This window comes from Nocardia sp. NPDC049526 (assembly GCF_044465765.1).
GTDB lineage: Bacteria > Actinomycetota > Actinomycetes > Mycobacteriales > Mycobacteriaceae > Nocardia.
On record NZ_JBITMA010000003.1, the window covers coordinates 647832 to 661513 of the forward strand.

16 protein-coding genes are annotated in these 13682 nt (G+C 65.6%); 10 read left to right on the plus strand and 6 right to left on the minus strand.

The window, feature by feature from the left end; all coding sequences use genetic code 11:
• The first annotated feature begins 148 nt into the window (after nt 1–148).
• Together ACIBW7_RS12510 and ACIBW7_RS12515 are read left to right on the plus strand one after the other, a co-directional pair.
• Nucleotides 149–1015: an alpha/beta fold hydrolase gene (locus tag ACIBW7_RS12510; RefSeq protein ID WP_397046355.1), complete on the plus strand. Its 867-nt coding sequence runs from the start codon at nt 149–151 to the stop codon at nt 1013–1015.
• Nucleotides 1002–1601, plus strand: a complete 600-nt coding sequence (locus ACIBW7_RS12515) for a TetR/AcrR family transcriptional regulator (RefSeq protein ID WP_397046356.1) — start codon at nt 1002–1004, stop codon at nt 1599–1601. The genes ACIBW7_RS12510 and ACIBW7_RS12515 overlap by 14 nt, the downstream gene beginning before the upstream one ends.
• 97 nt (nt 1602–1698) lie before the next feature.
• Here ACIBW7_RS12515 and ACIBW7_RS12520 read toward each other — a convergent pair whose 3' ends face one another.
• Together ACIBW7_RS12520 and ACIBW7_RS12525 are read right to left on the minus strand one after the other, a co-directional pair.
• Nucleotides 1699–2472, minus strand: a complete 774-nt coding sequence (locus ACIBW7_RS12520; protein WP_397046357.1) for a M15 family metallopeptidase — start codon at nt 2470–2472, stop codon at nt 1699–1701.
• A 21-nt stretch (nt 2473–2493) separates the two neighbouring features.
• On the minus strand, nt 2494–2994 hold the full coding sequence (locus tag ACIBW7_RS12525) for an HIT family protein (RefSeq protein ID WP_397046358.1): 501 nt from the start codon (nt 2992–2994) through the stop codon (nt 2494–2496).
• Between the two features lie 87 nt (nt 2995–3081).
• Here ACIBW7_RS12525 and recO point away from each other — a divergent pair, with 87 nt between their 5' ends.
• The 7 genes from recO to ACIBW7_RS12560 all read left to right on the plus strand — a co-directional run bounded on the left by recO (nt 3082) and on the right by ACIBW7_RS12560 (nt 9739).
• Nucleotides 3082–3867 carry a DNA repair protein RecO gene (gene recO, locus ACIBW7_RS12530; RefSeq protein ID WP_397046359.1) on the plus strand — a complete coding sequence of 262 codons (786 nt, stop codon included), beginning with the start codon at nt 3082–3084 and terminating at the stop codon, nt 3865–3867.
• Between the two features lie 187 nt (nt 3868–4054).
• Complete coding sequence (locus tag ACIBW7_RS12535) at nt 4055–4879, plus strand: isoprenyl transferase (RefSeq protein WP_063040848.1); 825 nt, start codon at nt 4055–4057, stop codon at nt 4877–4879.
• 13 nt (nt 4880–4892) lie between these two features.
• Nucleotides 4893–5321, plus strand: coding sequence for a hypothetical protein (locus ACIBW7_RS12540; RefSeq protein WP_397046360.1), 429 nt, complete (start codon nt 4893–4895; stop codon nt 5319–5321).
• 84 nt (nt 5322–5405) lie between these two features.
• On the plus strand, nt 5406–6368 hold the full coding sequence (locus ACIBW7_RS12545; protein WP_397046361.1) for an ABC transporter ATP-binding protein: 963 nt from the start codon (nt 5406–5408) through the stop codon (nt 6366–6368).
• Nucleotide 6369: 1 nt separating this feature from the next.
• On the plus strand, nt 6370–7149 hold the full coding sequence (locus ACIBW7_RS12550) for an ABC transporter permease (RefSeq protein WP_397046362.1): 780 nt from the start codon (nt 6370–6372) through the stop codon (nt 7147–7149).
• A gap of 730 nt (nt 7150–7879) precedes the next feature.
• Nucleotides 7880–9040 carry a sensor histidine kinase gene (locus tag ACIBW7_RS12555; protein WP_397046363.1) on the plus strand — a complete coding sequence of 387 codons (1161 nt, stop codon included), beginning with the start codon at nt 7880–7882 and terminating at the stop codon, nt 9038–9040.
• Nucleotides 9041–9133: 93 nt separating this feature from the next.
• A complete protein-coding gene (locus ACIBW7_RS12560; RefSeq protein WP_397046364.1) occupies nt 9134–9739 on the plus strand; it encodes a response regulator in 606 nt (201 codons plus the stop codon).
• Nucleotides 9740–9893: 154 nt separating this feature from the next.
• On the opposite strand, the gene ACIBW7_RS12565 is transcribed toward ACIBW7_RS12560, so the two are convergent.
• Complete coding sequence (locus ACIBW7_RS12565) at nt 9894–10505, minus strand: TetR/AcrR family transcriptional regulator (RefSeq protein WP_397046365.1); 612 nt, start codon at nt 10503–10505, stop codon at nt 9894–9896.
• 102 nt (nt 10506–10607) lie between these two features.
• Between ACIBW7_RS12565 and ACIBW7_RS12570 the strand changes: the two genes are divergently transcribed.
• Entirely contained in the window at nt 10608–11585 is a 978-nt protein-coding gene (locus tag ACIBW7_RS12570) for an ABC transporter permease (RefSeq protein ID WP_397046366.1), read from the plus strand.
• Between the two features lie 130 nt (nt 11586–11715).
• On the opposite strand, the gene ACIBW7_RS12575 is transcribed toward ACIBW7_RS12570, so the two are convergent.
• The 3 genes from ACIBW7_RS12575 to ACIBW7_RS12585 form a co-directional block, all read right to left on the minus strand.
• The gene (locus ACIBW7_RS12575) at nt 11716–12675 is read right to left on the minus strand and encodes a hypothetical protein (protein ID WP_397046367.1); all 960 of its coding nucleotides are present in this window, start codon (nt 12673–12675) and stop codon (nt 11716–11718) included.
• A gap of 113 nt (nt 12676–12788) precedes the next feature.
• On the minus strand, nt 12789–13223 hold the full coding sequence (locus ACIBW7_RS12580) for a Fur family transcriptional regulator (RefSeq protein WP_397046368.1): 435 nt from the start codon (nt 13221–13223) through the stop codon (nt 12789–12791).
• 2 nt (nt 13224–13225) lie between these two features.
• Entirely contained in the window at nt 13226–13576 is a 351-nt protein-coding gene (locus ACIBW7_RS12585) for a helix-turn-helix transcriptional regulator (protein WP_062991218.1), read from the minus strand.
• Nucleotides 13577–13682: the final 106 nt, after the last annotated feature.

Consider the following 13682-nt stretch of genomic DNA (forward strand, 5'->3'; position numbering starts at 1 on the left):
TTCGATCTTTCGTTGCACCGTAGCGCGATAGCTGGTCAATCGTCCATATCGGCTCCTGAATCTCCACCCCAGGTAGGAGGCGGGACTATAGACATACATACCGTATGTATGTAATGGTGGACACGAACTGCCAACACATGGAGGAACCATGGGAATCAGTACGTCACTCGGCCGCACGCATGAGGTGGATCTCCCCGGCGGTCGCATCCGGTATCACGACACGGGGGAGGGCGCGCCGGTCGTTTTCGTGCACGGCCTGCTCGTCAACTCCGATCTCTGGCGCAATGTCGTCCCCACCATCGCGGCGGCGGGCTATCGCTGTCTCAGTCCGGACCTGCCGCTCGGTTCACACGAAATCCCGGTCCCCGCAGCGGATCTCACGCCTACCGGGGTCGCCGATCTGATCGCCGACTTCCTGGAGCGACTCGATCTCACCGACGTCACCGTTGTCGCCAATGACACCGGCGGCGCGATCACCCAGTTGTTGCTGACCCGTCGTCCGGAGCGGATCGGCCGCGTCGTACTGACCTCGTGCGACGCCTACGAGGGGTTCTTCCCGCCTGCCTTCGCGGCGCTGCCCGTGCTGGCGCGGGTACCCGGCTCACTGCGGCCGCTGACCGAGTTGATGCGGATCCGTGCGCTGCATCGTCTGCCGATCGCCTTCGGGTGGGTGACAAAGCGCCCGGTCCCGCCGGAGATCGCCGACTCTTACCTGCTGCCGAGCCGGAATTCGGCGGCGATCCGCAAGGACCTGCGCCGGTTTCTGAAGACCGTGCATCGCCGGTACACGCTCGAGGCCGCGACCCGATTCCCGTCGGTGCGGGTTCCGGTGCTCGTCGCATGGGCTCGCGAGGACAAGATCTTCCCGGTGAAATACGCCGAACGCCTGGCCGCGGACCTGCCGAACGCGACCCTGAAGTTCATCGACGACTCTTACACTTTCCTGTCCGAAGATCAGCCCGAGTTGCTCTCCGAAACGATTCTGGAGTTCACTCGGGCGCATGCAACGCCGTAGTCAGGAGGATCGCTCCCGTGCCACCCGAGCCGCGCTCGAGCAGGCCGGTCGCCGGTTGTTCGCCGAGCGCGGTTTCGCGGCGACCTCGGCCGAGGAACTCGTGACCGAGGCGGGAGTCACCCGCGGCGCCCTGCACCACCACTACGGCGATAAGCGCGGTCTGTTCCTGGCCGTGCTCGAAAAAATAGAAATCGAGACCACGCAGGAAATCGAAAACGCTATCGGCGCAGGGAATCCCGATGACATTCTCACCTCGATGGCCATCGGCCTGGATGTCTTCCTGGAGATCTGTCAGCGCCCGGAGATGATCCGCATCACCCTCTACGACGGCCCCGCGGTCCTCGGCTGGCAGGCGTTTCGCGAATTCGAGGCGCGCCATGGGCTGGGGTTGGTCATCGCCCAATTGGAACGCGCCCGTGACGCGGGGCTGATCGCCGATGCGCCGATTCAGGTCCTGGCCCAGCTGATCTTCAGCGCGGTCACCGAGGCGGGACTCATCGTCGCCCACGCCACGGATAAGGACGCCGCCCGAGCGCAGGCACAACAGTCCCTGATGCTGCTGATCGGTGGCATTCTCCGCACCTGACGTATGTGCGGTTGCGCGGGTGTCGCATAACTAGTGGTTTCCGCGCAGAGGTTGCGATTTGTGTGAGGTGACCACTAGCTATGCGAGGGTGGGCATGTCATTGGATGGGGAAGTCGAAGTAGGTGTTCGGGAAGGGCTCGCTCTTCAAGGTGAAGTGCCACCACTCCTCTGGGAGGTTTTTGAAACCGTGCTCGTCCATGAGGGTCGTCAGTAGTTCTCGGAGGGCGCGCTGGGTGGCGCTCGGTGCCGGGTCGGCCGTGTGCGCGAGCGGGTCGAAGCAGTCGTAGCCGGTGCCGAAGTCGAGGCTGTTGTCCCGGAAGCGCTGGTCGGCGGGCAGTGTGCAGGCGCGCAGCGGATCGCCGCCGTGATACTGCTCTTGATCGGCGGGCGGTAGCGCGACGATCGTGAGATCCAAGGTGCTGCCCCGGCTGTGCCCGGACTTCTCCGCGATGTATCCGTCCCGGAACAGATTCGCCTTGTCCACCGTCGGATAGAACTCCGCCCGCATCCTGGTATCGCCGAGATCCTTTGCCCAACTGACGAATTGGTCCACCGCCCGCTGCGGTCGATAGCAGTCGTAGGTCTTCAGCCCCAACCCCATCGGCCGCAATTCCAGCTGCACTTCCGCAAGCGCCGCAGCCGCCTGTTTCGTCAACAAGCATTTGGGCGCGTCATATCCATTGATCCGCCCACCGATGAAGTTGTGCTCCCCGAAGTACCGCGCATCGACAATGATCGTCGAATCCAACTCCGTCACCGAAACGAACGCCGTCTCATCAGCGACAGGCGAACTCGGCTTATCCCCACACCCCGCGACCACGACCGCCGTGACCGCCGCCAAAACCACTGAGCAGAACCGAATTCCGCGCATCCGCAGATCATAGCCGCGGATCTATGTTCCCGAACCGAGTTCCGTCCGCAACCGCCCGCCCAACTCCGCCGCCTCCGCACCCGACCAAGGAATCACCCCGTTCTCCGCCGTCAACGCATGAAACTGCTGATGCTCATACGGCGTGCCAGGAGTGAGCGGCTGCACATGCCAGTGCACGTGCGCGTTCCCCTGCTGGCTGCCGAGCGAGAGCAGATAGGTGCGCTCGGAGGGCACGACGGCTTCGACAGCGCGCGTGACCCGATGAACCACCGCCTGCAATCGCAGGTACGCGTCCTGGTCGAAATCGCGAACCACATGCTCGATATGCGCCTTCGGAGCCACCAGCACATGCCCGTACATCGTCGGATATCTCCCGAGGAATGCGATATGCGCGCCGTCATCGAGGACGATCTCGTGCTCCGACCCGGGCACACCCGCGACCAGGTCGCAGATGAAGCAGGCACCGGATCGCACCCGCTCTTGATAGCCCGCCAGATCGAAGGGCACCCGCTCTTCACGCACGATTTCCTCCCCGGTCAGGCCTCATCGGTCGACGCTATTGGGCCGCGCCTGGGGGTGGGGGTCAGGGGTTCGTGGGAGGATGGTGGGGTGCGGTTGTACAGAGACGAGGCGGTGGTGGTTCGCCAGCATAAGCTGGGGGAGGCGGATCGCATTGTCACGTTGCTGACGCGGCAGCACGGGTTGGTGCGGGCGGTGGCCAAGGGGGTGCGGCGGACCAAGTCGCGGTTCGGGGCGCGGTTGGAGCCGTTCGCGTATGTGGACGTGCAGTTGCATCCGGGGCGCAATCTCGACACGGTCACCCAAGTGCACACCATGGAGGCATTCGCCGCCGATATCGTCGACGATTATGGCCGCTACACCACGGCCTGCGCGGTACTGGAGACCGCGGAGCGACTGGCCGGTGAGGAGCGCGCACCCGCACCGAAGCTGCACGCATTGACCGCGAGCGCGCTGCGGGCGATTGCCGCCAAACAGCGCCCGCACGAGTTGATCCTCGACGCATACTTGTTGCGCGCCATGGGTTTTGCGGGCTGGGCGCCCGCGCTGGACGAATGCGCGCGCTGCGCGACACCCGGCCCGCATCGCGCCTTCCATGTCGCGGCGGGCGGTGCGGTCTGCGTGCACTGCCGCCCGCCGGGGTCGGCCACTCCGGCCCCGGGCGTGCTCGAACTGCTGGTCGCTTTGCTGAAAGGCGAGTGGGATTACGTCGAGCAGGTCTCCGATCAGATCCGCAGACAGGCCAGCGGCCTGGTCGCGGCGCATCTGCAGTGGCATCTCGAGCGTCAGCTGCGCACACTTCCACTGATCGAGCGTTCGCGTTCGGCAGACGGAACGACCGGGCTGGAGTCGTCAACCGCCGCACAGGTGGGCTGAGGAGGCGAGACGTCGTCGCATTCCCGCCCGCGTACCCGTCCGAACCAGGGCAGACCGCTGATGATCTGGGCACAGACCGGCATCATCGAATCGGAGCCGTATCCGACCCGAAACGCATGACGAGCGCCGTCACCGGGTATCGGTGGTCCGCACAATCCCTCCACAACCATCAGGCAGGATAGGTGCCGTGATCCTCCGTCGAGACTCTGCCGCGCCGACCAGGTCGACCAGCGCACGGTCGGGTGCCGAACGCACCGTCCGTCCGCCGTCGCCGCATCCATCGGGGGCGACTCCGCCGGAACTGCCTGCGGAGTTGGTGCCCAAGCACGTGGCGCTGGTGATGGATGGCAACGGTCGTTGGGCGCAGGAGCGCGGGCTGCCACGTACCGCGGGGCACGAGCGCGGCGAGGCGGTCCTGATGGACACCGTCGAGGGCTGCATCGAGATCGGCGTGAAGTGGCTCTCGGCCTACGCCTTCTCCACCGAGAACTGGCGGCGCAGCCCGGAGGAAGTGCGCTTCCTGATGGGGTTCAACCGGGATGTCATCCGTCGCCGTCGCGACGAGATGCACGAGATGGGCGTGCGAGTGCGCTGGGCCGGGCGGCGACCGCGCCTGTGGCGCAGCGTGATCAACGAACTCGAGACCGCGCAGGAGCTGACCAAGGACAACACGGTGATGACCCTCACCATGTGCGTCAACTACGGTGGTCGCGCCGAAATCGCAGATGCGGCAAGGGAAATCGCGCGTCGTGTGGCCGCCGGTGAGATCGATCCGGAGCGGGTGACCGAGGCGACGATCGCCAAATACCTGGACGAGCCGGATATGCCCGACGTCGATCTGTTCCTGCGCCCGTCCGGCGAATTCCGCAGTTCGAACTTCCTCATCTGGCAGTCCGCCTATGCCGAGTACGTCTACCAGGACACGCTGTTTCCCGATTTCGACAGGCGCAACTTGTGGGAGGCCTGTCTCCAGTACGCTTCGCGTGATCGCCGCTTCGGGGGGACCAAGTGAACGGCGGCAGCAAATGAACGGCGGCACCGATATGGACGCAGCAGTCACCCCCGAACAAGAGCTACAGGCACGCGCCGGCGCGTGCCTATCGCTCTACGACGTCGATGTGCGCGTCGATCCGGAGGGGTCGATCGGCTTCGAATACGAGGGCGCGCTGTGCTCGTTGCGCGCGGTAACGCTGGCACCCGGCTTGGATGTGCTGACGCTGACCTGCGTGCTGGCCTGGGACCGCCCGCTCAAGCCACAACTGCACAAGCGAGTCGCCGAGCGCAACAGCGCGATTCAGTTCGGTTCGATCACGCTGATCACCCGCGGCAACCAGGCCGATGTCATGTTGCGCTACACCTTCCCGGCCGCCGGTCTGGACGATCAGGCGCTGGCCACCATGCTGCTGCTCGTGCTCTCCGGCGCGGGTAAGGCGCGGCAGGGACTGCTGCCCTGAACCGCTGACCGCATGACAGATGTCATGGCAGGCTCGTGACACTCGTGCGAAGTACCGGCCCCCGGTTTGCGTGATCGTTGAGTCATGACTTCGGCACTGACATCGACGGCCATTTTCGCCGCTGCCGGCGGCTCGGGCAGGCACCGGGCGTCGTCCGCGATCGAACTGCGCGACCTGTACAAGAGCTTCCGACTCCAGGGCGGCGGCGAGGTGCATGCCGTCGACGGACTCGACTTGGTGGTCGCGCCGGGGGAGATCGTCGCCTTCCTCGGCCCCAATGGCGCGGGCAAGACCACCACCATCGATATGCTGCTCGGGCTGGCAACGCCGGACTCCGGCAGTGTCCGGGTTTTCGGCGGCCCACCGGCGGAAGCGCTTGCGGCAGGCCGCATTTCGGCGGTCATGCAGTCCGGCGGCCTACTGCCCGATCTGACCGTCGGCGAGACCGCGCAGCTGGTGGCCACGCTGCACGCGCATCCGCGTTCGGTCGATGAGGTGCTCGCGCGCGCCGGTATCGCCGATATCGGCGGTCGACTGGTCGGCAAATGCTCGGGCGGCCAGAAGCAGCGGCTGCGCTTCGCGCTCGCGCTGCTGCCGAATCCGGACCTCATCGTGCTCGACGAGCCGACCACCGGCATGGATGTGGAGGGTCGCCGCGAGTTCTGGAATGCGATGCGCGAGGACTCCGATCGCGGCCGCACCGTCCTGTTCGCCACCCACTACCTCGACGAGGCCGACGCATACGCCGACCGGATCGTGCTGGTGCGCGCCGGCCGGGTCGTCGCCGACGGCAGTGCCGCCGAGATCAAGAACCTGGCCGCGGGACGCGCCGTCAGCGCGACGCTGCCCGGTGCCGATCCGGCCCGCCTGCTCGCGGTCCCGGGCATCGACGACGTCGAGCTGCGCGGTGACCGAATCATCGTGCACACCAAGGATTCCGACGCCATCGCCCGCTATCTGCTCACCGAGACCGCCGCGGTCGATCTCGAAATCACCTCGCACAATCTCGAATCCGCATTCCTGGCGCTCACCACCGGAGACAACTGAAATGACCACCCTTGCCCCACAAGCTGTTTCGACGCGTGTCCCGCTCGGCGGGTTCAGTCTCGGCTTCCTGCGCCTGGAACTGCGCCGCATGCTGCGCAATAGGCGCACCATGATCTTCACGCTGGTGATGCCGCCGCTGTTCTTCGTCATCTTCGGCCTGCAATCCGATTACCGGACAGAATCATTCGGATCGGGCAATGTGACCGGCTATGTGATGGTGTCGATGGCGGTGTACGGCGCGATGCTGGCCACCACCAGCGGCGGCGCCATGGTCGCGATCGAACGTGCGCAGGGCTGGAGCCGCCAATTGCGGCTCACCCCACTGCGTCCCGTCGCCTACATCGCCACCAAGGTCGCCGTCGCGATGGTGCTCGGCCTGGTCTCGGTGACAGCGGTCTTCGTCATCGGTGGGATCTTCGGCGCCCACCTGACGGTCACTGCCTGGGTGAGCTGCTTCCTGCTCGCGTGGATCTGCTCGCTGGTCTTCGCCGCCTTCGGCCTGTTCGTCGGCTACCTGCTGCCCTCGGAGAATGTCATGCAGCTGCTCGGTCCAGCCCTCGCGGGCCTGTCCTTCGCGGGCGGCCTGTTCATGCCGCTGCACGGCTGGTTCGAGACTGTCTCCAAGATCTTCCCGACAAACGGCGTCGCCACCTTGGCCCGCATGCCCTTCGGTGACACCAGCGGCGGGTCGATCGCACTGGCCATCCTCAATGTCGTCGTCTGGGCCACGATCTTCGTCGGCGGCGCGGCCATTCTGTTCCGCCGTGACACCGCACGCTGAACCGCGCCATCAAGCCGCCCGCCCAACCGGGCGGGCGGCTGTGCCGTGCAGGTGGCACGCCGTGCACGGCGCTGACATGCGAGTCGGGCACACGATGCGGTGTCGGCGTTCGGACGGGGAGGCGGTGGCGTGCGAAGCAGTTGCGCGATACGGAGTGGCGATGTGGCCCCGGGCCGGCATATGGAGCCAAGAGGCGATGGCGTGTCGGGCGCGGTGCGAGGCAGCGTTAGTGCGCGCTGTGCGCGGCGGCGATGCGGTGTTGGTCCGGAGTGCAGAGTGAGGAGGCTGTGGCGTGCCGGATGCTGTGCGAGGCGGTTGCGCTGTGCGGAGTAGCGATGCGGTGTTGGTCCGGCGTGTGGAGCGAAGAGGAGATTGCGCGCCGGGCGTTGTGCGAGGTAGTGGTGATGCGCGAGGCGGTTGCGCTGTCGGGGTAGCGATGCGGTGTCGGTCCGGAAGTGCGCAGCTAGGATCGCGATGGTGTGGCGGTGACTGTGCTGGGCGGCGTTGACGTGCCAGGCGACAGTCACATGCGAGGCGGCGGCGTGATGCCGGGCGGTCATCCTGGGGCGGTTGGCGCGGCGGAGCCGCTCGACTGGGGAGATCATGCGGGGCGTGGGGTTTCGGCGGCGCGGACAAGTGCGGGTTCGGTAGCGTCGAGACTCGTGATCGACCACTGTGCGCGCAACCGGGGTCGGGGTTCGGCGTGCGTGCTGTCGGTGTGGGCGTGCCGATGCGTGTGAAGCCCGTGCTGCGCAGTGGTGTGGCATCCGAATTACTCGATCGGGTGGTCCGAGACGGCGGCATCGGGGCGAACGGGAAGCGGCGCGGATGGTTCGGCGGGTTCATGTCGGTCATCTGGCTGTCGTACATGATCGGACCGATCCTCCAGAGCTGGCAGGACGCGGATCAGCCGACGGCGAGCCTGGCGACCGCGACACTGTTCGCGTACGCGGCGCTGATCGTCGGTTCCTTCGTTGTCTTACGGCGGACCGATGGCACCAGCCGGCTGGTGCGGCGTCCGGTCGATCGGCGCATGTGGCCGGTGCTCGTCGGTATGACGGCGTGCAGCGCGGGACTGATGGCATTGCTCGGCGCGGTCGCGCTGCCGACATTGATCTTTGTCGGCGTGATCGCGATTTTTCATATGCCCTCGCGCGAATCCGGATATGTCGCGTTCACGGTGACGCTCGCGATGTTGCTCGTGCCGATGGTGCTGCCGCGCCTGTCCGGGGTGCCGTTCTACGTGTCGTTCGTACCCGCCCTGGTCTGGGTGGCCAGGCAGTTGGGTGTGCGTGGCGAGCGGTTGGCCGAGCTGGCCCGACGGCAGCAGGCCGAACTCGCGATCGTCGAGGAACGCAACCGGGTCGCGCGCGACGTGCACGATATCCTCGGCCACTCGCTTACCGTGATCACGGTGAAAACCGAACTCGCGCAACGTCTCATCGATGTGGATTTGACACGGGCGAAGGCCGAGATGGCCGATGTCGAGCGGCTGGCGCGGGAGGCTCTGGCCGGAGTGCGGGATACCGTCGGCGGTCTGCGCGAGGTATCGCTGCGCGGTGAATTGGCCAATGCGCGAACCGCACTGGCAGCCGCCGATATCGACGCCGCGCTGCCGGATGCCGTACCCGATACGCGCAACAGTGAATTGTTCGGTTGGGTGCTGCGCGAGGCGGTCACCAATGTGATCCGGCACAGTGCCGCACGACACTGCACGGTCACGGTGACCGATACGAGCATCGAGGTGGTCGATGACGGCCGTGGTCTGGGGACAGTCGATTCCGGGTCGGGACTGTCCGGCCTGCGTGAACGGGTGCGGGCCGCCGGGGGAACATTGACGCTGTCGTCGTCCGAGGGAGGTGTTCGTGTTCGTGCAACGGTGCCCGAGTGATCCGGAAATGGGTTTGCACTCGCGCGGTTTCTGCCGCGATTCGGCCGAAAGTGCAGGCTCAGACCAATTCCCGTCATCGAAGGACCACGTCGCATGATCCGCCTGCTCCTCGCCGACGACCAGGCACTCGTCCGCGGTGCACTCGCCGCACTGCTCGGCCTGGAATCCGATCTGGAGGTCGTTGCCGAGGTCGGTCGCGGTGACGAAGTCCTCGACGCGGTCGCGCGCAACACACCCGATGTGGTGCTGCTGGATGTGGAAATGCCGGGCATGGACGGCATCGCCGTCGCGGCGCAACTGCATGCCGCTCATCCGGATCTCCGTATCCTCATGGTCACGACCTTCGGCCGCCCTGGCTATCTGCGGCGCGCAATCGACGCGGGCGCAAGCGGATTCGTCGTGAAGGACACCCCGGCCCGCGAACTCGCGGATGCGGTGCGCCGAGTCCACATGGGCTTACGTGTTGTCGATCCCGCGCTAGCCACCGAAACCCTGACTGTCGGCACCTCGCCACTCACCGCCCGCGAACGCGAGGTCCTCGCCGCCGCGGCCGACGGCGCCACCGCGGGTGCCATCGCCAAGCAGCTGCACTTGTCGGAAGGCACTGTCCGCAACCACCTTTCATCCGCCATCGGCAAAACTGGAACCAGCACCCGCGCCGAAGCCGTCCGCGCCGCCGAACGCCTCGGCTGGCTCTGACCGGGGCGCTGCCGCATACCTGGCGGCTACCTCGCACAGGGTGCGCCTTCTGCGAGGTAGTGACTGGCTGTGCGCCGACTACCTCGTCACGGCCTGCCGTACCAATGTGTGCTCACCGCTCGGTCGACTCCGACGGGCGGCAGTGCGGCTCTGATTACGTCTGGGCGGCAGGCTCGCCATAGGGCAATAGGGTCGCAACGCCACGAGCCAGGGTTTCCGGATCCGGATCGCCGATGATCAAGTGCTGCAATATGAATCCCGGCATGAAGCCGATTATCGCTGTCGTGACCGCGTGGATATCGGTATCGGCCGGCAACCAGCCGACCTGCACCATGCGCCCGACGTATTCGGTCCATCTGTCACGCATCGCGACCACGGCGCCCTTGACGTATTCGGCGGCCTCCGCGTGCACCAGTGCCAGCGCCCATGCCTGCGGCGCGAGCCGGACCGGACCGTCCGGACCGCTGTGCGCGACTACATACTCGGCGATGACCCGGACGAGCTGGGCCGGGGTCGGCAGCGGGTCGGACCGGATCGTCCTGGTCATCGCGGCGCGCAGCTCGACGGTTGTTTCGGCGGCCAGGGCGGCGATGATTTCGTTCTTGCTCTTGAAGTACCGGTAGACCGCCCCGGCGGACAGGTCCGATTCGGTGAAGATTTCCTGCATCGATGTCTCATAGAACCCCTTGCGGGCAAAACAGAGCTGCGCGGCGTCGAGGATCTGTTGCCTGCGACGTTCCAGGTGTTCTGCACTGACTCTGGGCATGGCTCCAAAGTAAAACGAATGCTCGTTATTGACAAGCTCGAGGGGTCGTGCGACGGTATCCACATCGAAAGAGAACGATCATTCGATTTTCGGGAGAACGTCATGAATACGATCCAGCGGGCAGTCGGTGTCGGCGTCGCCGCGGCCCTGCTCCAGGCATTGATGCTGATCGCCTTCGCCTGGCCCGCGGCCCATATCGCGCCGCGCGATCTGCCCATCGCTGTCAGCGGCCCGCAGGCCGCCGTGGTCGCCGACAAACTGACCCAGCACGATCCCGATGCCTTCGATATCAGCAATCCCGCCGACGAAGCGTCGGCGCGCGAGGCGATCGAGAACCGGGACGTCTACGGCGCCGTCGTCACCGGCGGCGGCGCTCCGCGCGTATTGGTCGCCTCCGGAGCGAGTCCTGTGGTGGCACAACAGCTCACCGCAATCGCCCAGCAGCTGTCCGGTGTACCGGCCACGCCGGTCGAGGATGTCGTGGCGGCCGATCCGGACGATCCACGCGGCACCGCCTTCGGCGCGATGGTATTGCCGCTGGTCATGTCCGGTATCGCGGCCGGTGTCGTGCTCAGCCTGTTGATTCCGTCGGTCGGTGGTAAGGCGATCGGCCTGATCACCTTCGGCATTGCGGGTGGGCTGTTGAGCATCGTGATCATTCAGACCTGGATGTCGGTGGTTCCCGGCCCCTATCTGATACTGGCCGCCGTCGCCGGTCTGGTGTCCTTCGCGGTCTCCGGTACGGTCGTCGGCCTGTCCAGCGCGATCGGCCGCGCGGGCATCGGCATCGCCGCGCTGACCATGCTCCTGGTAGGCAACCCGTTCTCGGCCGCGACCTCGGCTCCGGAACTGCTGCCGCAGCCGTGGGGCACCGTCGGTCAACTGCTGCCGCCGGGCGCCGCCGCGTCACTGCTGCGCTCGGTTGCCTTCTTCGACGGTGCGGCCGCCACCAAACCCCTTGTGGTCCTGAGTATCTGGGCTCTTGCCGCCCTGGCTCTGCTTTGGGTCGGCGCACTCCGCGGACGACGTTCGGCCGCCGGGCCGACCCCGGTCCGCTCCGGCGAACCGGTCACCGCCTGATCAATACCGCTTCGCAATCGACTGCGGGCCGTCACTACCGGTAGCTCCGGCAGTGACGGCCCGCGTCATGTGCAGAGACAAGCGGGCCACCATCGCTCGGCTATCCGAATGATGGTGGACCCCAGGGTTGTCAGGAGATGGTGAAGGAGAAGTTCGGGGCGCTGCCCTCACCCTTTTGTGCGTCGTAGGTCACCACGTAGGTACCGGTGGCCGGGGACGGAACCACGAAAACGATGTAATTCTTCGCGTTGTCGATGGTTTCGTTGGTATTCAGCAGCTCGTTGATCGGCCCGCGGATATCGGCCGGAATCGTTTGGCCGTCAGGGGTTTTCACGGTGAAGTAGTCGTAGAAGACGTTCAGTCCGCCCGCGGAGATCCCGGGTCCACCAATGATCTTGATGCGCAACGAGAGATCCATCTTGTCGCGCTCGTCCTTGGTGTAGCTCGGAGCCAGTGTGCCGCCGGTGATTTCGATCGTCGTCTGATCCTGCACCAGTTTGCCGGAGGCATTCAGCGTCTTCGGCGCGACACCTTCGACCTGAGCCGAGGCCTTCAGTGGAATCTTGGTCTGGTTATCCGAGGCCTGTCCATAGATCACCGCAATGGTGTCGAGCAGGTGCTCGGCATCGTGCAGCGTCTTCACCGACGTGGTGACTTTGCCGGTGGCCGAACCCTTTCCGGGCACGGTCGGCGAGTCGAAGCTCGCTCCGCCGTCGACCTCCTTGTCGACCTGCAGGTAGGTGTTATTGCTGATCGTCTTGTTGTCGGGTGTGGTGTTCTTGTAGGTGATATCGATCAGCACCTTGGCGCCGCCGAATTCGTCGGGCACCACGGTCGCCTTGTCCACCGTGATATCGAAGCCCTCGTACCATCCGGTCTTGCCGATATTGCGGACGGTCGACTGACCGTTTTTCGCCCCCGACTGCCCCTGGCCGACGGTGCTCTGCGCGGACGCCGTCGTGGTCGGTCCCGACTTGGTGTCCTTGTCGTTGCACGCGGTCATGAGCAGGGCGGAACTGCCGATCAGTACGGCCGCTCCGATTGTGGTGATTTTCCGGCGTCTGTCCGCCGCAAAAATGGTCGATCGCACGCTGCCTCCCAGAAGATTTCGATCTCAGTGCGCGACGCCCGGAGCCCCCGGACGTTATGTGATTCGCAGTGAAATCTTCCTCGGCGCCAGCGCCGTTAACCATGTGACTGCAGTCACGCTTTGGAGCAGTCCGCCTTCGCGCATTCGCAGCAGGTTCCGAAGATCTCCATGGTGTGGCTGACCTCGGTGAATCCGTGTTCGCCAGCGATGGCTTCGGCCCATGCCTCGACCGTCGGGCCCTCGACCTCGACGGTGCGACCACAGTGTCGGCAGACCAGGTGGTGATGGTGTCCGGTGGAGCACTGCCGGTAGACGGATTCGCCGGTGTCGGTGCGCAGTACATCGACGAGGCCGGCATCGGCCAGCGACTGCAGGGTGCGGTAGACGGTGGTCAACCCGATGCCCTCGCCGCGGCGGCGCAATTCGTCGTGCAACTCCTGCGCGGAGCGGAACTCTTCGATATCACCGAGCAGCGCGGCGATCGCGCTGCGCTGGCGGGTACTGCGAATGCCCACCGGCTTTTCCGGCAAGGCCGTCTTATCTGGCACGGTCACCCTTCCTCGGCGTGGGCCACGGCATCGACAACGATATGCGCCAGGTGGTCGTCGACGAGTTCGTACAGCACTTCCCGGCCGGAGCGTTCCCCGTGCACCACGCCCGCGGATTTGAGAATCCGCAGATGCTGGCTGACCAGCGGCTGGGTGACACCGAGAACATCGACCAATTCGTGTACGCAGCGCGGCGATTCACGCAATTGCAGCACAATGGCGATGCGTACCGGGGCGGCGAGGGCGCGCAGCAACTCGCCCGCGTCCTCCAGGACGCTCCGCGTCGGCACCGGTACCGGCGCGGGCGATCGGTACGGGTTGTGCGGGTGGGCGGTAGCGGTCTCGGCGGTCATCGAACCAACTCCTTATTGGAAAGCGATTCCATTTTGATATGCACAGTTGCGCATGTCAAACGAGCGCGCCGACGACTAGGCGTGTGCGGTGCAAAACCGGTTGGCC